The following is a 19,524-nucleotide window of genomic DNA, read 5'->3' as shown; positions in this document are numbered from 1 at the left end:
TTAAAGATAAGTAATATCTAATGGTTTTGAGACAGTCTGACGGTTTGGCTAAAAAACGTTTGGGAGTTTAGAACGATTAATTATCGAACTAGAACCAAACAAAAGCCAGTTAATTATTTTATTCTAAAAATAATGTAAATGGCTTTTGTGACCAAGTTTAAAAGCACAAAACATCGAAAAAGAAACAAAACCCCAAATGTATTTTTAGCCGTTGTTATATGTAGTTTTATTCGTTATTGATAAAATTTATAATTACTTTTGCTGTCGAATTTTAAACGATTATGGGTAAAACTCTTTCTGTAAAAAATATAGGTCCAATACAAGATGTTAATTTTTCTATAAACAAATTTAATGTTTTTATGGGACAACAAAGTAGTGGAAAAAGTACCATAGCTAAAATTTTAAGTTTTTGTAGTTGGTTAGAAAAAGATATTTCTTTTCATCAGTCATATGAAAAATATTTAGACAATTTATTTTTTATTGAAAAACTAGAAACTTTTCATAAGATGAAAGGTTACTTTAAGGCTTCTAGTGAAATACACTTTATTGGAGATGCGATAGAGATTTTTTATACTATAGATAACGTCTCAATAAAATGGCTAAATACGAGATTTGATTATACTAGATCTAAAATTTCTTATATACCATCAGAAAGAAGTACTGTAATTCTTCCTGAGATGGAAAAAGTTGAATTACCTAATAATTACTTAAGAAGTTTTTTATATGATTGGTTTGATACTCGAAAAGTTTATAATCATGATAATAGATTTGAAATATTAGATTTAGGTATTGAATATTATTACTCTGAAGAGAACAAGGAAAGTCACATAACTTCCGAAAAATTTGATATTTTACTTTCACAAGCTTCAAGTGGTGTACATTCTGTTACACCGTTGTTAACTATGGTTGATAACTTGATAAATAATATTTATGACCAAGAAAAACAATCTTCTTACGAATTAGATGAAGTAAAAGCAAAAGTAATGCAGCTTATGATAAGTAAGTTTATTTTCAAAAAGCATTATAATAAAGATTTTCAAGGAGAAGAAAGGAAGGAAAAAATAAAAGAAGTAAATAAAAAAATTTCAGAAAAAGATGAAAAAATAATTCCGTTATTCGAAAGATTCAAAAAAGTTAGAAATAATTTATTTCAGACACATAGAACAAATTTAATAATTGAAGAACCTGAACAAAATCTATTTCCTTCAACGCAAAAAGAGCTTATATACAAATTATTAAAATATTTTGATAATGAATTAGAACATAGCTTGACTTTTACAACTCATAGTCCATATGTTCTATATGCGATTAACAATTGTATTTTGTCTTTTATAACTGAGGATAGAATTCCTCATAAATTAAAACAAAGACTAGCATGTTTAAAGTCAAAAATAAATCCTAAAGATATTAGCGTTTATGAATTGCACGACGGAAAAATTTCATGTATCCAACAAGAAAATGGTTTAATAGGAGGGAACTTTTTTGATAAAAATATGAAAGAAGTCATGGATGATTTTTATGTAATGTTAAATTTCATTTAGGATGATTAAAAATAATATTATAAATGAATTCCCTAATCATAGTTTAAATACGTATCAAGATGATGTATATGTTGCAGATTATTCTTTACAAACTCAACATGCAAGGTCAGTAGAAGTCTTTTCACCAGATCCTTGTAATGATATTGATTATCTTTCAGTTACAAATCCTACTAAGCTAGCTTTAGAAGTAGTAATTTTTGATAATACAAGTTTTACATTTAATTGCGGTAAACCCAAGAGTCAATGTGAAGTTTCATTGTTTCCAACTATATCTGATGAGAATAGTTGGATTTTATTCTCTGAATTAAAATATAGCTGTTTACCTAAAAATAACAAGCATAATTTAAAGAAAGCTATTAAACAATTATTCAAGACTCGATATCATTACATTCAGGCAGGTGTATTTGAAGAAAAAGACAATACATCTTATTTAATAGCCTCCTTACCAATGCAAGATGAACCTTTTTCAAATTTCAGTCTAACACCGAGTTATTTATATAATTTAAAAAACAAACATAACGTAATTTTAAGACTTCAGAATTCAATAGAAATTTTTGATGAATCACTAATTTTAGTGTAAATTACATATAACGGCAGTCTGTCTCATAACCACCTTTTTTTCTTTAAAAGTACAGAATTCTACGATTTAACACTTTGGTTTTTGTAAAAAAAAGCTATTCCCATTAAAAAGTAAAAACCTTTATAGATCTCGCTTATTTCTCGAATTAAGAGTCTATATAAGCCCTTTAGAGTTAAAAAGAGTACATCTATAGCTTTCCAGCCTAGTTTCATAAGTCTTTTTAGGTTATATGCTATGGTAATGAGTCCAAAATCGGCACTCGCTCTTTTTCTTCCTTTTTTGGTTATAATATAATCATATCCCCATTGCCTTTTTATAGTGCCATACGGATGCTCTACTAAAGCTTGTCTTTTTTTGTACATATCAGGGTATCTCTCTACGTTTTTGGCATTGATTTCTGTGTACTGAGTATACTCAGTACGTTGTACAATTTTACCATTCTTAGCCGTTGTACATTGGCTACGAACTATACAATTTTTACAAGCGCTTGTTCTGTATTGTTTGAATTTATAATTCCTAGAAGCATACCAATTTCCATTGGTGTTCAGTTCGTTTTTTTGCGGACAAGTATAGGAGTCTTTAAGGTGGTTATAAACAAAATTTTCAGCATTGTATTTAGGGTTTGGAGCTTGAGATTTTCTACCAATATTAGGGATAGCCACCAATGTTTTGATTCCCAAATCAGAAGCCACTTTAAACCCGCTTCCGGCATGATATCCTTTATCGTACAAGGCTACAAAGCGATTGTTTCTTAAAATGGTTTTGGCTCTTCTGAGCATCGTCCCCATCTCTTTTTTATCACTCTGATTGGTAATTAAATAGTCAATAACGATTTTGTGTTTTTCATCTACCGTTGTTTGCGCAGTGTAACATACCTCTGTAATATTCCCTCTAACAATTTGATGTCTACTTTCAGGATCAGAGGTTGACAATTGAGGGTTGTCAGAAGTTGTATCCCCTTTTAGAGTTTTAGCGATCTGATTATATTTATGTTTTTGTTCTTTTCTTTTATTGATGATCTGTTTGATTTCTTCCCTTTTCTTAGGTTCATCCTCCTTATCAAGTTCAGCTTCGTGCTCTAACAGCTTATTATCAATATACTCAATATGTCGTTGTACTTTTTTAGGGTTGTAGTTGTTTTTCTTACTGTTTTGTGCTCTTAGTTTGGTAGAATCCCCTGCAATTAAAACCGCCCCAATAAGATTGTGATTTTTAGCAATGTTTACAGTAGCTCTAAAGACCCTTTTAATAGCTTTTGGATTGTCTTTTCTAAAACGAGAAATGGTATTATGATCAGGTTTTAGGTTCCCCATGAGCCAAAAGAGTTCTATGTTTCTTTTACATTCAATTTCTAATTGTCTAGAAGAACGTATTCTGTTCATATACCCATAGATATAGAGCTTTAACAAATCCGCAGGATCATAGGGAGGTCTTCCTTGTGTTTGTAAAGAATTAAAACCTAACTCAGCCATATCTAAAGAATCCACAAAATTGTCAATAATACGAACAGAGTTTTCCAAAGGAATCATATCGTCTAGACAAGTAGTAAAAAGTGTAATCTGTGTACGAGGTTGTTTTTGAAGATACTGCATACTTAAAGATAAGTAATATCTAATAGTTTTGAGACAGTCTGACGGGTTTGTATAGGCTGGATTTTTGGTTAAATAGCAGCGAAACTATCGGCCGTGACCAACCTTGTTTAAAAGTAGTGAACTAAAAATTAGTAACAAAGCCAAAAATTGAGCCTATGCAGTGTTGTCTTTTGGTTTTTCGCTGCTACTGTTTTTTAAGTATCTACTGAATCATTTACGGAGCTACGTTTAATTTTCAACATTGTCGCTGTTCTTTCAAGTACGTAGCCACTGAAAGATTCACACTGCTGCTTTCAATTCAGCGTTGCTACGATTTTTCAAACAAGGCTACTTTTACAGTTTTCAACGGTTTCAAAATTTTCTGAGCCTAAAACCTTTTGAATCAAAGCTACACATTCATTCACGGAGTTACTTTCAATTACTCAGGGTACAGAGCCTTTTTATATACGTTTCTACTGTTTCAATTCAGCAGAGTTACGATACAGATTAACGAGTTAAACGACTAAAGAAAATTGGAGTTAAAATGTTAGTTTGAATTTTCGCTTCAAACTTGAAGACAACGGGTTTGTATAGGCTGGATTTTTGGTAAAAGGACAGAGCCCTCTCGGTTATAGCCTATTTTTTATAAAAGTAGTGAACTAAAAATTAGTAACAAAGTCAAAAATCGAGCCTATGCAGTGTTGTCTTTTGGTTTTTCGCTGCTACTGTTTTTTAAGTATCTACTGAATCATTTATGGAGTTACGTTTAATTTTCAACATTGCCGCTGTTCTTTCAAGTACGTAGCCACTAAAAGATTCACGTTGTTACTTTTAATTCAGCGTTGCTACGATTTTCAGATATGGCTATAATTTACTTTTCGAGATTGCAACACTTCCGATGTTTTTGGGACTTTCAATATTTTTATTCGCTGCTACAGTTCATTCACGGAGCTACTTTCAATTATTCAGGGTACAGAGCCTTTTCATGTGCGTTTCTACTGTTTCGATTCAGCAGAGTTACGATACAGATTAACGAGTTAAACGACTAAATAAAATTGGAGTTAAAATGTTAGTTTGAATTTTCGATGTATTGTCCTGAAATAGGTTGACCTTTTTTGTCTGTTTTAAAAGGTTAATAATTCCAGTTTCTTTTTATTTTTTCTGTAAGATTTATAATCTACATTTTTGTTTTTATGAACGTATTCAGGAGTACATAAATTTAGACTAAAATGCGGTCTATGATTATTATAAATCTTTACAGCTTTGTTAGTAATCTTTTGAGCTAATTTAAGGTTTTTAATTACATTTTTAAGTCCATATTCATATTTTAAAGTTCTATTAATTCTCTCAGCAATAGCATTTTCATAAGGATCATATTGTTCTGTCATACTCATTATGATATTATTATCTTCAACATACCTGGTATATGTAGGATTGCAATATTGGAACCCTCTGTCTGAATGATGAATCAATTTCTGATCAGGATATTTTCTATTTTTAAGAGCCATTTTAAGGGCTTCTAAGCAAAGAGAAGTTTTCATATGGTTATCTATGTTATATCCCATTACTTTTTTAGAATAAGCATCGGTTACTAAAGCTAAATAAGCATGTCCATTGTCAGTTTTAATGTAGGTTATATCTGTTACCCAAAGTTGCTCAGGCCTTGTAGGCACTTTATCTTTTATAAGATTTTTATACTTGTAAAAAAAGTGTCTAGAGTTCGTTGTTGTATGGTAGTTTTTATTTCTTTTAACCAGTAGTTTATGTCTTTTAAGGATGTTAAAGAATTTGTCTCTACCTACTTTAATTCCAAGTAATACAAACTTGTTTTTAAGTTGAAGATATAACTTTCTAGTTCCTAAATATTGTCCAAATTTCTTTCTGTGTTGTTTTACAATTAGGACAATTATGGCCTCTGTTTCTTGTTGTTTTTTGTGAGATTTTAATCGTTTGTAAAATGCTTGTTTACTAATCCCAAAACATTGTACTAACCATTTTCTTTTAAACGGTTTTGTTTCTTTTTCTGAATCTCTTCTGCTAATGTTTTGGGCAACGACTTTTTTGACAATTCCGCACCAGTAATAAGTTCCATATCCGCAATGACATCTTGTTGAAAGTCTTTGATGAACTCCAATTCTTCAATTTTCTCTTTCAATTTTTTGATTTCGTCCTGTTTGCTCATGGCTCTTTTCTTTTGCTCTAAGGTACTATATTTTTTAATCCAATAATCAATAGAGGATCTAGAGATATTGTATTTTTTAGCAGCAAAATTTGTAGATATTTGACCATTTTGAATTTGGTCAATGATTAAAAGTTTTAGTTCAAAACCTACTTTTGTGTACGTTTTTTTTCGACAGGGTTGTTTTTTAGAACTCTCCATAAGTTGACTGTTTTTAGTTAAAATTTTAGTCAACCTATTTCAGGACGATACATTTTACTAATGTTTGCCAACGGTTTTAGCTATGATTAGTACAGGATCAGATAAGTTACGAACGTATCATATTAAGACTAAAGCAAAGGCCTTTTTATTTGTTTTAATTTTTTGACTAAAACTAATAATAAAGGCTTTTGTGACCAAGTAAATAAGCTACAAAGTTCTAGGCTAGGACAGAAGCCTGTATTAATTATAGGTGTTGTTAACTTAATTTAGCTTTTCATATTATAAATTCAATAGAATATAAAACTTCAATCACGTAGCTACTGTTTTTATTCATTTTCAACTCTTGTCCGTTGTTTTTATAATCGTTCAATATTTTCAGAATTACTTTTTCAGATTTTCAGCGCACTCTTCAAAAATGTATTCCTATTTTCAAAACCTTACATATTTTGTTTCAGCAGTATAATTGTCAGCGCACAGTTCAGAGACGGTTTTTGTTCAATTATTTCATACTTATTGTACCTGAATTCATTTACACGTTTTTTCAAATTCGATTGATTCCATTCCATTTTTCGCGCGTTAGGATTGGACAGAAACGATTTAAGATACCGTTAAATTACAATGGCTGTGGTAAATTCGACCGAATTTACTGCGCTATTTAAGTTAACGAGTTTGTATAGGCTGGATTTTTGGTAAAAGGACAGAGCCCTCTCGGTTATAGCCTATTTTTTTATAAAAGTAGTGAACTAAAAATTAGTAACAAAGCCAAAAATCGAGCCTATGCAGTGTTGTCTTTTGGTTTTTCGCTGCTACTGTTTTTTAAGTAACTACTGAATCATTTATGGAGTTACGTTTAATTTTCAACATTGCCGCTGTTCTTTCAAGTACGTAGCCACTAAAAGATTCACGTTGTTACTTTTAATTCAGCGTTGCTACGATTTTCAGATATGGCTATAATTTACTTTTCGAGATTGCAACACTTCCGATGTTTTTGGGACTTTCAATATTTTTATTCGCTGCTACAGTTCATTCACGGAGCTACTTTCAATTATTCAGGGTACAGAGCCTTTTTATATACGTTTCTACTGTTTCAATTCAGCAGAGTTACGATACAGATTAACGAGTTAAACGACTAAAGAAAATTGGAGTTAAAATGTTAGTTTGAATTTTCGATTCAAACTTGAAGACAACGGGTTATATGTTAAACAAAACTCACCTTATACTCCAAAAAATAGATGTATAAGAAAAGTTTTTAACTCATCTTATCTAGCTCAAATCTAACAAATCCTACGAGCTATTCCTAACAATTATCAAAACAAAAAACAAGAGGTATTGGCTTATTTAACAACCAATACCTCTCGGCACAATATAAAAACTAAGAATTAATGTATTTGTAAAATAAAATTACAACATCCCCTTTAACCACATCATTTGATACGGTTGTAGTCTTAAGGTTCTACTAGTTATATACCTTGCAGAATCTAAATAATCTGTAATTCCTTCTGCCAACAAATTGGTTAATGGCAAATTAACGGTCTCTGGTAAGGTAACCACCAACTCTTCTGCAGTAAAATTATGTACTGCTACAATTCTTTCTTTTTCATCTCTTGCATGTTGATCTACAGCAAATACTTTTGTTCCTAAATCTAAAAACTCAAAAGTTCCAAAAGGATCAAAAGCAGGTTGGTTAATTCTTATTTCTATAATCTTTTTATAATTTTCGAAAATAACCTTGGCCAAAGTTTCGTCTGTAGCCAACTCTTCTTCTAACCAGTCTATATGGTATTTTTCACGGTTAATGGTTCTATTAATTCGGGTGTGTTTTACACCATCTTGGTAATTTCTAGACCCTACTAAAGAGTGAAAATATATTCCAGGCACTCCAGGCATTGCTAACACACTAGCTTGTGCCACCAACATTCTTTTGTAACGAATTTCATCGTCTGCATTAGGATTTGTTAACGCATCTATATAACTACAGTTTAACTCGTACGGAGTTTTGCTTCCATCAGACTCTGTTCTGTAAGAAACCAAACCTCCATGGCTATTTACTCTAGAAACCAATAAATCTACCTCATCATCCGTTAAAATTCCTTTAATTGGTCGTAAACCTACTCCATCGTGACTTGCCGTAAAATTAAAAAAGCACACCTTGTTACTAGGCAAGGTTAATGTTTTAGCCCATTTGGTTAAGGTTTCTGTATTTCCATTTAAAATAGAATGTAACAATAACGGTGGTAAGGCAAAATTGTACACCATTTGTGCCTCATCATCTCCACTACCAAAATAAGATACGTTTTCGTGATGCGGTACATTTGTTTCTGTAATAATAATTACTTCGGGTGCTACCTCGTGCAATACTTCACGCATTAACTGAATCAGTTCGTGTGTTTCGTCTAAGTGTACACACTCTGTTCCTATCTCTTTCCAAATAAAAGCAATCGCATCCAAACGAATTAAAGTTGCTCCTTTTTCTACATAGTAAAACAAAGCTTCTAATACATTTCTTAATACACGGTGGCTTTTGTAGTTTAAATCTACCTGATCTTTACTAAAGGTTGTCCAAACATGCCTAGTATTTCCTGCTGCATCTTTGTACTCGCTTAACAACGGTAAAGCCCTAGGTCTTACCACTTTGCTTAAATCTACAGAAGGATCTGCCTCTATAAAAAAGTCTTTAAAATAAGGATCTCCAGACAAAAAGGCTTTAAACCAATCTGAAAACTGAGAAATATGATTAATAACACCATCTACCATTAAACGGTAATCTCCACTTATCTCTTCTATTTCTCGCCAAGAACCCATTTTAGGGTCTACCGCACTGTAATTTACTACAGAAAAACCATCGTCCGATGAATATGGGTAAAAAGGCAAAATATGAATAGAATTAATGATCCCTTTTAAATGCTTATCCATAAACCCTTTTAGGGTAGACAACGAAGGCTCGTAATCTTTGTGCACCTGATCTCCGTAGGTAATTAAAATAATATCTTTTTCACTTAAATGATATTCATTAGACTTAATTCGTGCTTTGTATTTAAAAATTAAATCTACAATACTATCTACTGCTCTTGCAGCAACTTCTGGCGGATATAGTTTATGAATCCTTTGACTTATTGTGTGATTTTTGTCCGAGATGTGCATCATCATTCATTATCTTTTTTAACGTATTCTACAAATTTATTAGAGAAGTCTGGCATTACAGAGCGTACTGTAATCCACGACGATAACAAAGGAACTCCCATAGGGTCTTCATAAAACTCTCTCGATGCTTCTTTAATAGCATCCTGAAAAGCTTCTACTGCATTAATTTCTTTTTCTCTATTGTACTTTAATGAGTTTAATTTACTTAAGGCATTGTATTTAGAAATCTCAAACCTAGATTCTTGAAAATAAGTAGCCAATAAGGTTTTAAAAGAAGCTTGCGAAAAAACAACTCCTTCCTGAGCCATAACTCTAAAAATTGTTTTTGCAATATCTTTAGACATTTTATATATACCACCTCCCGTGGTTTGATCTCCTAAATTCTGATGTTTGTGCTCGTAGGTTTCCATAATTTCTGTCTGACAAATTCTTTTGTTAGACGTACTTTTATACACCTCGCTTAAGGTAGACACCTCTAATCCCCAAGTAGGAGAAATTGGAATACCTCTTGCCAACGAACGAATAAAAGAGAATTCTCCAGATAAGGAATATCTAAAGCTCTCCATGTATTCTAAATATTTATTTCTTCCGTATACTTTTCCTAACGAATTGATTAAAGGAGTGTACAATAAACGAGTAGCTCTACCGTGTAATTTATTGGTTACTCTAGAATAAAACCCTTTGTTAAACTCAAAATCTAAAGCTGGGTGTACAATCGGATAAAATAACCTGGCTGGTACTTCCCTACTATAGTTTACAATATCACAATCGTGCAATGCAAATGCATAGGCATCTTTGTCTGCCAATGCATACCCTAACATAGTCCATACATTTCTTCCTTTACCCGGTGTGTCTAAACCAGGAAAACCTTCTACTGTTAAATCGTTATATAATTCTTTAATCCTAGGTCCATCGTTCCATAATACCTCTACTCTACAAGGCAAAACAGACATAATTTTCTTTACCTCTTTAAACTGCTCTTCTGTAGCTTGGTCTAAGCCTAAAATTATCTTGTATAAGTATTTTACATTTTTAAGTTCATCAATTATTTTATGCATTGCAGGAGTTTCAAATTCAGAATACAATGCAGGTAATAAAAGTACCATCCCTCTTCTTTCGCTAAATTTTTCTAGCTCACCCTCTAAATCTTCTAAACTTCTATCCCCTAAATTCTGAAGGGTAGTAATTACCCCATTCTGAAAAAAATCTGCCATTAATTATTGTTTTAATACAACGATAAAATCCATTACATTGGTTCCAGTTATTCCTGTTACAAAGTCGTAGCCCAATTGTTTAAAAAACGTATTGCTATCACTTGCTTCTAAATATGCTGTCGGATTTAATCCTTGTGTTGTTATTTTATTATAAATCTCCCCATCTACAAAAGCCCCTGTAGCTTCGGACCTTCCATCTATCCCATCGCTACCTGCACTTAAGATAGAAATATTTTCGCTTACTACATCTTCTAATAACAAACGTAACGCTAGTTCTTGGTTTCTACCTCCATAACCGTCTTTTCCTTTTACAATGGTAGTTGTCTCACCACCAATTAGTAGGCAAAAACTAGAATAGGCTTCGTCGTATTTTTTTATTTCTTTTTTAATAAATGTGGTTGCTTCTTCAGAAGCACAATCTAAGGTAGTGGTAAGCACTTCTGCCACGGCTACCTTGGTACTTATATAAGCCTTTGCCTCTTCTAATGCAATGGTGTTATTTCCTATTAAATGATGTGTAAATTTTCCATTATACATGGGTGCAGAACCTATGGTGTTTAAATCATCTCCAATTACATCACTCAACACCAATACTTCTCCTTTTGCTTTTATTGCATTGGCCAACTTTCCTCCTTTTATCTCAGAGATAGATTTACGAACAGTATTCAATGCTTTTATGTCTATTCCAGAAGTTAACAAAGAAGACGAAATTTTTGTAAAATCATCTAATGTTAGTCCATTAATAGGCTTTTCTATCATAGCAGAAGCCCCTCCCGATAGTAAAAAGATAAACAAATCGGTCTCTTTAAGGTTACTAACCTCCTCTAACAAAGTAGTTGCTGCGGTTATACTTTTATCTGAAACAATAGGATGTGTAGACGTAAAGTGTTTGGCATAAGACAAGGTTCCTTCCTCATGCGAAACAATAAAACCTCCCGATATAGCATCTTCTAACACGGTTTCGCACTCTTTGGCCATTGCCAATGCTGCTTTTCCTACACCAAAAACATACAACCCAGTATAATCTGTTAACTTATATACTTTACCTGCAATGTTAAGAAGTCCTTCGTTTATAGAAATATTGTCTTTAACCAAGGCTTTTGCAGTAACCTTATGCAAGGCTGTGTAGTATATTTTTTCTAATTCTTCTCTATGCATTTTTTAATATCATTTCGTTCCAACCTTTAGCTCCTTTGTAGCTAGATTTCTGAAAACGTTTCTTATCTACACTGATGTATTCTCCATAATGATTTTGAATAGCAATAGGTATGGTAACATTTTCTAACAATGGAATATCATTCTGACCATCTCCCAAACCTATAGATTCTATCTCTTCATTGTATGCATCTTTAAACAAGGCTACACATTTTGCAACCGCCTTCCCTTTATCTTGCTGACTGCCAATTAAGTGATAAAATCTACCTCCTTTGGTAATTTTAATTCCACTGGCCAAAGCCAAATCTGTTAGTTTTTTTAATTTCGATTCGTCCTTTAAAATAAAAGGCTCTGTAAAATCTCTATCCATAGACAGTGCAGCATCTGTAATAGACAAACCAGTATATTCTGCTACTTCGTCTAAAGTCATGTCACTAAAACCTAACATTCCAAATTGCTCTTTGTTGGCATCGTAAAAAGTTAGAATATCTTTATAAGACACTCCCAACTGATACACCCAATAGTTCTCGAATTCTTCTAAAAAAGAAAAGTCTAACATTTGATAGCCTTGTGGAATAAAAAGAGCGGCACCATTTTCAACTATAAAAGGTTCAATAATCCCAACTTCATTCTGTAATATCTCTACTTCTGCTTTGGTTTTACTGGTGGTAAATATTAAAGGTATATCATTATCTAGTAGTGTGTCTATAGCTTCTTGGGCTTCCTCAAACGAGTAATTATCATGATTAATAAATGTTCCGTCTAAATCTGTAAATACGATTCTTTTCATCAGATTAGCTTCGTTTGTTAAATTATTTTTGGTTTGTTAATTTTTTTAAACTTTATTGCTAAAACTGTATAAAATTTAGCTTATAACATATAGTTTACAACAAAGCTACAATACATTTCACGTTTTATAGCTGCTATAAAACAGGTCTTAGGGTATATAATGACACCCTAAAAAGTAAATAAACTTTATATATTGTTAACGATAAAGTTTTCGATGACTTTGTTAACAAAACAAAAAAACACCCCGCAATTGCGGGGTGTTTGCATTTAATAGAATGTGTGTTATAAATTAAGCCAACCAAGACTTTAACATCCAAAGTGTTTTCTCTTGCTCGCTTACAAATTCACTAATCAATGCATTTGTACCTTCGTCATCTAAACTATCTGTTAAAGACAGTAATTCTCTTTCTATATCTAAAAGAACTGCATAGCCATTAACAACCAATTCTACTGCCACTACATCTTTAGAAATGTCTTTTCCTACAACCACCTTAGAGGCTGACAAATAATCAGAAAAAGTATGCAATGGTGTTCCACCTAGTGTTAGTATCCTTTCTGCAACAGCATCAATTTTCTCTTGAGAGTCTGTATAATACTCTTCAAATTTTACATGTAACTCAAAGAATTTCTTTCCTTTAATGTTCCAGTGTATTCCTCTTAAATTTTGATAATGTACTTGGAAACTAGCTAATAATTCATTTAGTTTAGTTACTAAAACTTTAGACTCTTCTGTATTGATTTTTACGATTGTTTTCATAATTATTATTTATTGATTTTTATTTTTCTATCACAAAAATAAATAGAAAGAGTTGATTGCTTATTATAAATATAATCGATAGTTTTGATATTAGTATAAACAAACTCAATTACCCTAAACTAGACCATGACCATTACCCAACTTAAGTACGTATTGGCTGTTGCAGAGTACAGAAACTTTACCACAGCATCGGAACATTGCTTTGTAACTCAGCCTACTTTAAGTATGCAAATTCACAAATTAGAGGAGGAATTAGAGATTCAAATATTCAATCGTAACAAAAAACCCATAGAGGTTACCGAGGTAGGTAAAAAAATAGTAGAACAAGCCAAAACTATTGTAAACGAAAGCAGTAGAATAAACGATATTGTTCAGCAAGAGAAAGGATATATAGGAGGAGAATTTAAACTAGGAATTATACCTACTATTATGCCTAGCTTACTTCCTTTGTTCTTAAAAACATTCAACAAAAAATACCCTAAGGTAGAGTTGGTTATTTTTGAATTAACCACAGAGGAAATTATACAAAAATTAAAGGACGGACATTTAGATGCTGCCATAGCTGCCACTCCTTTACAGGAAGACATGCTAAAGGAAATGCCTATATACTACGAGCCTTTTGTAGGATTATTACACCAGGGACATCGTTTGTTCGATGAAAAAAGTTTAACTCCCGATGATTTAAGTGCCGATGACTTATTACTATTGGAAGACGGACACTGCTTTAAAGAAAGCGTATTAAACATTTGTAGTTCCTTATCTTTAAAAGAAACTAAAAAATTCTCTATACAAAGTGGAAGTTTTGACACTTTAATTAAACTTACCAAAGAAGGATTAGGAATGACCCTATTGCCTTATTTAAACTCTTTGGACTTAACAAAAGAGGATCAAAAACTAATTAGAGAGTTTCAAAATCCATACCCCGCAAGAGAAGTAAGTTTGCTATATCATAAAGCCGGACTTAAACTTCAAATTATAAATGCGTTAAAAGACGAAATTTCTAATATTATACGTGGGGTAATTGCCTTTAATGATGTTTCTATAGTAAGTCCGTTAAAAATGAAGTAACGGTTTGAATAGATTAAAATAATTTCATAAATTAATTGCAACTAATTCAACAAAAATGCAACAACCTTCAAGAATCTTTGATTTTCCTATATATCAATTGAATAACTACCCCCTGGAGAAAGCTTTTACAAGTAAACATAATGGAGAGTGGGTGTCTATTTCTACCAAAGAATATATAGATACGTACAACCTTGTGTCTAAAGGACTATTAGAATTAGGCATTCAAAAAAACGATAAAATTGCGGTTATATCTAGCAACAATAGAACCGAGTGGAATATTTTAGACATAGCCGTTTTACAAACAGGTGCACAAAATGTACCTATATACCCTACTATATCTTCTAAAGATTATGAATACATTTTCAATCATTCAGAAGCAATTTACTGCTTTGTGTCTGATAAGGAAATCTTAGATAAGGTTAATGCGGTAAAAGAAAACACCAACTTAAAAGCCATTTATTCTTTTGATGAAATTGAAGGTATTTCTCACTGGAAAGAATTAGTCGCTTTAGGAGAAAAATCAGATAAAGATGCTGAATTGGAAGCTAGAAAAGAAAGCATTCAGCCAAATGACTTAGCAACTTTAATTTACACTTCTGGAACAACAGGAAACCCAAAAGGGGTTATGTTAAGCCACAACAACCTTGTTTCTAACACTGTAGACTCTACTCCTAGAGTTCCTATTGAGCAAGGTAAAAGTAAAAGTTTAAGTTTCTTACCCGTATGTCATGTATTCGAACGTATGATTTTATACTTGTATCAATACAATGGTATAGAAGTTTATTTTGCAGAGTCTTTAGATACTATTAGTGACAATCTAAAAGAGATTCAGCCACAAATTATGACTGCCGTACCTAGATTGTACGAAAAAGTATACGATAAGATTTACGCAAAAGGTAGAGAGCTAAGTGGAATTAAAAAGTTTTTATTTTACTGGGCTGTAGATTTAGGTTTAAAATTTGAACCTTTTGGTGCAAACGGAGCTTGGTATGAGTTTCAGTTAAAAATTGCACGAAAATTAATCTTTAGCAAGTGGAAAGAAGCTTTAGGTGGTAAACTAGAAGTATTGGTTTCTGGTAGTGCTGCTTTGCAACCAAGATTGGCTAGAGTATTTGCAGCTGCAGAAATGCCAATTTTAGAAGGATATGGTTTAACCGAAACTTCTCCTGTAATTGCCGTAAACGACATTAAAAACAAAGCCTTTAAAATGGGAACTGTTGGAAAACCGTTGCAACATCAGGAAGTAAAAATTGCCGAGGATGGAGAAATATTGGTAAAAGGGCCTAATATTATGCTAGGTTATTTTAAAGATCCAGAAAAAACAGCATCTGTAATGACTGGAGACTTTTTTCATACCGGAGATATTGGTGAGATAGATAGCGAAGGGTTTTTAAAAATAACCGATCGTAAAAAAGAAATCTTTAAAACTTCTGGAGGTAAATACATTGTACCAACATTACTAGAAAACCAATTAAAACAATCACGTTTTATAGAACAAGTAATGGTAATTGGAGAAGGACAAAAAATGCCCGCAGCCCTTATTCAATTAAATTTTGCTTATGTAAAAGATTGGTGTACAATTAAAGGGATCAAAGGAATTAAAAAGAACGAAGACCTTATTAAAAATAAAGAAGTACAAGATAGAATTCAGCAAGAAATTAAACTTTGCAACGAACATTTTGGACAATGGGAGCAAATAAAACGTTTTGAATTGACTCCGGATGAGTGGTCTATAGATGCTGGACATTTGACACCAACATTAAAAATGAAACGTAGAATTGTTTTACAAATTTATGCTGATTTATACGAGAAAATTTACCCTAAGAAACATTAAACACGTTTCCCAAGTTCCACAACTTCTAAATTGGTAATTTCTCCATTAGAAATTTCAAAACGAAGCATGGTTCTAACTTGATGAAAACCGTGTTTACCCGCTGCACCAGGATTCATGTGCAACAATTGTAATTTTTGATCGTATTGAACTTTTAAAATATGCGAATGCCCACTGATAAATAATTTCGGTGGGTTTTCTTTTATCAATTCTTTTACTTTAGGGCTATATCTATTTGGATAGCCTCCAATATGAGTCATCCACACCTCTAAACCAGCTACTATAAATCGGTTATCTAAAGGAAATTCTGCTCTAGCCTCTGCCCCATCTATATTACCATAAACAGCTCGCAAAGGTTTTAATTCTTTTATTTTGTCTGTTACAGAAATGTCTCCAATGTCTCCAACATGCCAAACCTCATCAGCCTGCTTTACATATTCTAAAATTCTTTTATCTATATGACTGTGCGTATCCGAAAGTAAAAGTATTTTCATCTTACAAACATCGCTATTTTTCTTTAAAACAACTTGCTTTTCCTAACAGTTATCTACTTGTTACAACCATAGGAATTCAATACCTTTATAACCCCAAAACATAAAGCTATTGAGATACTTTGCAGAACTTTCTTATCTAGGAAAAAATTACCATGGATGGCAAGTACAACCCGATGCTATTAGCGTACAAGAAGAAGTACAAAAAGCACTTTCTATTATTTTAAGAACACCTATAGAAGTAGTTGCTGCAGGTAGAACCGATGCAGGAGTACATGCTTCTCAAATGTTTGTTCATTTTGATGTAGATCTAGCACTAGATCCTGTTGTTTACTGCTATAAAATAAACGCTCTTTTACCCAAAGACATTGTATTTAAAGATCTATTTCGTGTTAACAGCCAAGCACATGCACGCTTTGATGCCTCTAAAAGAAGTTATGAATATAGAGTTTTATTAGGGAAAAGTCCCTTTACTACAGATGTAGAGTGGCAAATTAACCATAACTTAGATGTGGAAGCAATGAACAAAGCGGCAAAGTTTTTGCTAGATTATACAGATTTTCAATGTTTCTCTAGATCTAAAACCGATGTAAGGACTTATAATTGCGATATTACAAGAGCTGAGTGGGTCCAAAATGGAAATCAACTTGTTTTTCATATATCTGCAGATCGATTTTTAAGGAATATGGTAAGAGCTGTGGTTGGAACACTTGCAGAAGTTGGAAAAGGAAAAATGGAACCCGAAAAAATTATTGAAATAATTAAAAGTAAAAATCGTTCTAATGCAGGAGCTTCTGTTCCAGGTCACGGGCTGTTTTTAACAGAAATAATTTACCCTGAAAGTATAAAACATGAATAATAACAAAAAAGGAAATATTTTCGATTTGGCCGTTTTTGGTAGAATCATGAAGTTTGCAATGGCTTATAAATGGCTATTTATACTTTCTGCAATTGCTTCTATTAGTTTGGCTACCGCTTCTATAGCAAGACCCATTTTAACAAAAATTGCAATAGACACCTATATCGAAACTAAAGTGCAAGAAGGGTTTCTAAATATTATTGTTATTATTCTAGGAATATTAATTGCCGAAGTACTATTTCAATTGTTATTTATCTATTTGGCAAACCTATTGGGGCAAAATGTTATAAAAGACATTAGAAACCAGCTATTCAACAGAATCTTGTCTTTTAAAATGGCTTATTTTAACAACTCTTCTGTTGGTAAAATGGTTACCAGAGTTGTTTCTGATGTGGAAACTATTGCTCAGTTCTTTAGCCAAGGATTATTTATGATTGTAAACGATATTCTTAAAATGTTAGGAGTAGCCATAACCATGCTTATTTTAAACTGGAGATTGGCACTTATCGCATTGGCCATACTGCCAATTTTAATTTATGCTACCAAAATTTTCCAAAAAGCAATCAAAGCAACCTTTCAAGAGGTTCGTAACCAAGTGGCCAACCTAAATGGTTTTGTACAAGAACGAGTTACGGGAATGAAAATAGTTCAGCTATTTAATAGAGAGGATATTGAATATCAAAAATTTGTTGAGATCAATAAAAAACACAAAGGTGCACATGTAAAAACGGTTTGGTATTTTTCTATCTTTTTCCCAGTTGCAGAAGTTTTATCTTCTATAGCAGTAGGTTTATTGGTTTGGTTTGGAGCCGGACAATTAATTACAGCGCAAGGTGCTACCCTTGGAGAAATTATTAGTTTTATAATGATGACGGAAATGTTGTTTAGACCTTTACGTCAGATTGCAGATAAATTCAATACCCTACAAATGGGAATGGTTGCTGGAGATCGTATTTTTGAAGTAATGGACACAGATAGCCACATAGATAGCAAAGGAACTTATACACTTCCTAAAATAAGCGGTGCTATTGAGTTTAAAGATGTAGTGTTTAGCTATGTAAAAAAAGAACCTGTTTTAAAAGGGGTATCTTTTAATGTAACTCCTGGAGAAACTGTTGCCATTGTTGGTGCTACAGGTGCGGGTAAATCTACCATTATTAACTTAATAAACAGATTTTACGATATTGATAGTGGTACTATTTTAGTAGACAATGTAGATGTAAAGGAATACGATCTTACCTTTTTAAGAAATGAAATTGCCATTGTTCTACAAGATGTATTCTTATTTTCTGATAGTATTGCCAACAACATTAGTCTAAGAAAAGACGAAATTACCATAGAAGAAATTAAAGCCGCAGCAGAACAAATTGGAATTAGTGACTTTATAAATAGTTTACCCGGTAATTTTGACTACAATGTAAAAGAACGTGGTGTTATGCTTTCCTCTGGTCAACGACAGTTAATTGCATTCCTTAGAGCTTACGTATCTAACCCTAGTATTTTAATTTTAGACGAAGCAACCTCTTCTATAGATTCTCATTCCGAGCAAATGATTCAGTTTGCAATTGATAAAATTACCAAGGGAAGAACCAGTATTGTAATTGCTCACCGATTGGCAACTATTAAAAATGCAGATAAAATTATTGTTCTTGACAAAGGAAATATCGTAGAACAAGGAAAACACAAAGAATTGTTAAAGATTCCTAATGGTTACTATAAAAACCTACACGACAAACAATTTGCAACACAAGAAACTGTTTAGTTATGAAAAAAATATTTACAACTACTAAAGCTCCTGCTCCTGTAGGACCTTACAACCAAGCCACAGCTATCAACGGAACTTTATATGTTTCTGGTCAAATAGCTATTGATCCAGCAACTGGGGATTTTGTAACTGAAAATATTACCGATGAAACACATCGTGTAATGAAAAATATTCATGCCATTTTAACAGAAGCTGGTGCTACCTTTGAACATGTTTTAAAGGCCTCTATATTTATTAGCGATATGGACAATTTTGCAGCCATTAACAAAGTGTATGCTAGTTATTTTAACGAAGACACAGCTCCTGCTAGGGAATGTGTAGAAGTATCTAAACTACCAAAGGGGGTGAATGTAGAAATTTCTGTAATTGCACACATCTAAAT

The 19,524-nt window shown here is 32.4% G+C and carries 15 protein-coding genes and 1 pseudogene; 7 read left to right on the top strand and 9 right to left on the bottom strand.

The window, feature by feature from the left end:
* Positions 1-281 precede the first annotated feature (281 nt).
* Together ACXHHC_RS16270 and ACXHHC_RS16265 are read left to right on the top strand one after the other, a co-directional pair.
* The gene (locus tag ACXHHC_RS16270) at positions 282-1,541 is read left to right on the top strand and encodes a hypothetical protein (RefSeq protein WP_458227423.1); all 1,260 of its coding nucleotides are present in this window, start codon (positions 282-284) and stop codon (positions 1,539-1,541) included.
* Position 1,542: 1 nt separating this feature from the next.
* Entirely contained in the window at positions 1,543-2,121 is a 579-nt protein-coding gene (locus ACXHHC_RS16265; RefSeq protein ID WP_458227422.1) for a hypothetical protein, read from the top strand.
* 211 nt (positions 2,122-2,332) lie between these two features.
* Here the strand turns inward: ACXHHC_RS16265 and ACXHHC_RS16260 are convergent.
* The 8 genes and pseudogenes from ACXHHC_RS16260 to ACXHHC_RS16225 all read right to left on the bottom strand — a co-directional run.
* Positions 2,333-3,713: pseudogene (locus ACXHHC_RS16260) on the bottom strand (IS1182 family transposase); the annotation flags it as partial.
* Positions 3,714-4,816: 1,103 nt separating this feature from the next.
* On the bottom strand, positions 4,817-5,665 hold the full coding sequence (locus ACXHHC_RS16255; protein ID WP_458229231.1) for an IS3 family transposase: 849 nt from the start codon (positions 5,663-5,665) through the stop codon (positions 4,817-4,819).
* Positions 5,666-5,679: 14 nt separating this feature from the next.
* Positions 5,680-6,072 (bottom strand): transposase, encoded by a 393-nt coding sequence (locus ACXHHC_RS16250; RefSeq protein ID WP_458227421.1) that lies wholly within the window; start codon positions 6,070-6,072, stop codon positions 5,680-5,682.
* 1,401 nt (positions 6,073-7,473) lie between these two features.
* Entirely contained in the window at positions 7,474-9,219 is a 1,746-nt protein-coding gene (locus ACXHHC_RS16245) for a sugar phosphorylase (RefSeq protein ID WP_458227420.1), read from the bottom strand.
* A complete protein-coding gene (locus ACXHHC_RS16240) occupies positions 9,216-10,427 on the bottom strand; it encodes a glycosyl transferase (protein WP_458227419.1) in 1,212 nt (403 codons plus the stop codon). The genes ACXHHC_RS16245 and ACXHHC_RS16240 overlap by 4 nt, the downstream gene beginning before the upstream one ends.
* 3 nt (positions 10,428-10,430) lie before the next feature.
* The gene (locus ACXHHC_RS16235; RefSeq protein ID WP_458227418.1) at positions 10,431-11,585 is read right to left on the bottom strand and encodes a glycerate kinase type-2 family protein; all 1,155 of its coding nucleotides are present in this window, start codon (positions 11,583-11,585) and stop codon (positions 10,431-10,433) included.
* Positions 11,578-12,372, bottom strand: a complete 795-nt coding sequence (locus tag ACXHHC_RS16230; RefSeq protein WP_458227417.1) for an HAD-IIB family hydrolase — start codon at positions 12,370-12,372, stop codon at positions 11,578-11,580. The genes ACXHHC_RS16235 and ACXHHC_RS16230 overlap by 8 nt, the downstream gene beginning before the upstream one ends.
* Before the next feature lie 288 nt (positions 12,373-12,660).
* Entirely contained in the window at positions 12,661-13,128 is a 468-nt protein-coding gene (locus ACXHHC_RS16225) for a Dps family protein (protein WP_458227416.1), read from the bottom strand.
* 126 nt (positions 13,129-13,254) lie between these two features.
* On the opposite strand from ACXHHC_RS16225, the gene ACXHHC_RS16220 reads away from it, so the two are divergent.
* Positions 13,255-14,196, top strand: a complete 942-nt coding sequence (locus ACXHHC_RS16220; RefSeq protein ID WP_458227415.1) for a LysR substrate-binding domain-containing protein — start codon at positions 13,255-13,257, stop codon at positions 14,194-14,196.
* 55 nt (positions 14,197-14,251) lie between these two features.
* On the top strand, positions 14,252-16,030 hold the full coding sequence (locus ACXHHC_RS16215; protein ID WP_458227414.1) for an AMP-dependent synthetase/ligase: 1,779 nt from the start codon (positions 14,252-14,254) through the stop codon (positions 16,028-16,030).
* Here the strand turns inward: ACXHHC_RS16215 and ACXHHC_RS16210 are convergent.
* On the bottom strand, positions 16,027-16,521 hold the full coding sequence (locus ACXHHC_RS16210; protein WP_458227413.1) for a metallophosphoesterase family protein: 495 nt from the start codon (positions 16,519-16,521) through the stop codon (positions 16,027-16,029). The genes ACXHHC_RS16215 and ACXHHC_RS16210 overlap by 4 nt on opposite strands.
* Before the next feature lie 109 nt (positions 16,522-16,630).
* Between ACXHHC_RS16210 and truA the strand changes: the two genes are divergently transcribed.
* Genes truA through ACXHHC_RS16195 form a run of 3 tightly spaced genes read left to right on the top strand, consistent with a single transcriptional unit; the run spans position 16,631 to position 19,522 of the window.
* A complete protein-coding gene (gene truA / locus ACXHHC_RS16205) occupies positions 16,631-17,377 on the top strand; it encodes a tRNA pseudouridine(38-40) synthase TruA (RefSeq protein WP_458227412.1) in 747 nt (248 codons plus the stop codon).
* Positions 17,370-19,139, top strand: a complete 1,770-nt coding sequence (locus ACXHHC_RS16200) for an ABC transporter ATP-binding protein (protein ID WP_458227411.1) — start codon at positions 17,370-17,372, stop codon at positions 19,137-19,139. The genes truA and ACXHHC_RS16200 overlap by 8 nt, the downstream gene beginning before the upstream one ends.
* Positions 19,140-19,141: 2 nt before the next feature.
* Positions 19,142-19,522, top strand: a complete 381-nt coding sequence (locus tag ACXHHC_RS16195; protein WP_458227410.1) for a Rid family detoxifying hydrolase — start codon at positions 19,142-19,144, stop codon at positions 19,520-19,522.
* Positions 19,523-19,524 lie beyond the last annotated feature (2 nt).

The sequence above is a fragment of the Wenyingzhuangia sp. IMCC45574 genome (assembly GCF_054182685.1).
This window is presented reverse-complemented; position numbering and strand designations above follow the sequence as displayed.

Bases quoted from the DNA above. Each gene is read 5' to 3' on its own strand.
- ACXHHC_RS16245 (WP_458227420.1), bottom strand. From the start codon at position 9,219: ATGATGATGCACATCTCGGACAAAAATCACACAATAAGTCAAAGGATT.
- ACXHHC_RS16200 (WP_458227411.1), top strand. From the start codon at position 17,370: ATGAATAATAACAAAAAAGGAAATATTTTCGATTTGGCCGTTTTTGGT.
- ACXHHC_RS16250 (WP_458227421.1), bottom strand. From the start codon at position 6,072: ATGGAGAGTTCTAAAAAACAACCCTGTCGAAAAAAAACGTACACAAAA.
- ACXHHC_RS16230 (WP_458227417.1), bottom strand. From the start codon at position 12,372: ATGAAAAGAATCGTATTTACAGATTTAGACGGAACATTTATTAATCAT.
- ACXHHC_RS16215 (WP_458227414.1), top strand. From the start codon at position 14,252: ATGCAACAACCTTCAAGAATCTTTGATTTTCCTATATATCAATTGAAT.
- ACXHHC_RS16235 (WP_458227418.1), bottom strand. From the start codon at position 11,585: ATGCATAGAGAAGAATTAGAAAAAATATACTACACAGCCTTGCATAAG.
- ACXHHC_RS16240 (WP_458227419.1), bottom strand. From the start codon at position 10,427: ATGGCAGATTTTTTTCAGAATGGGGTAATTACTACCCTTCAGAATTTA.
- ACXHHC_RS16265 (WP_458227422.1), top strand. From the start codon at position 1,543: ATGATTAAAAATAATATTATAAATGAATTCCCTAATCATAGTTTAAAT.
- ACXHHC_RS16220 (WP_458227415.1), top strand. From the start codon at position 13,255: ATGACCATTACCCAACTTAAGTACGTATTGGCTGTTGCAGAGTACAGA.
- ACXHHC_RS16210 (WP_458227413.1), bottom strand. From the start codon at position 16,521: ATGAAAATACTTTTACTTTCGGATACGCACAGTCATATAGATAAAAGA.
- ACXHHC_RS16195 (WP_458227410.1), top strand. From the start codon at position 19,142: ATGAAAAAAATATTTACAACTACTAAAGCTCCTGCTCCTGTAGGACCT.
- ACXHHC_RS16225 (WP_458227416.1), bottom strand. From the start codon at position 13,128: ATGAAAACAATCGTAAAAATCAATACAGAAGAGTCTAAAGTTTTAGTA.
- ACXHHC_RS16270 (WP_458227423.1), top strand. From the start codon at position 282: ATGGGTAAAACTCTTTCTGTAAAAAATATAGGTCCAATACAAGATGTT.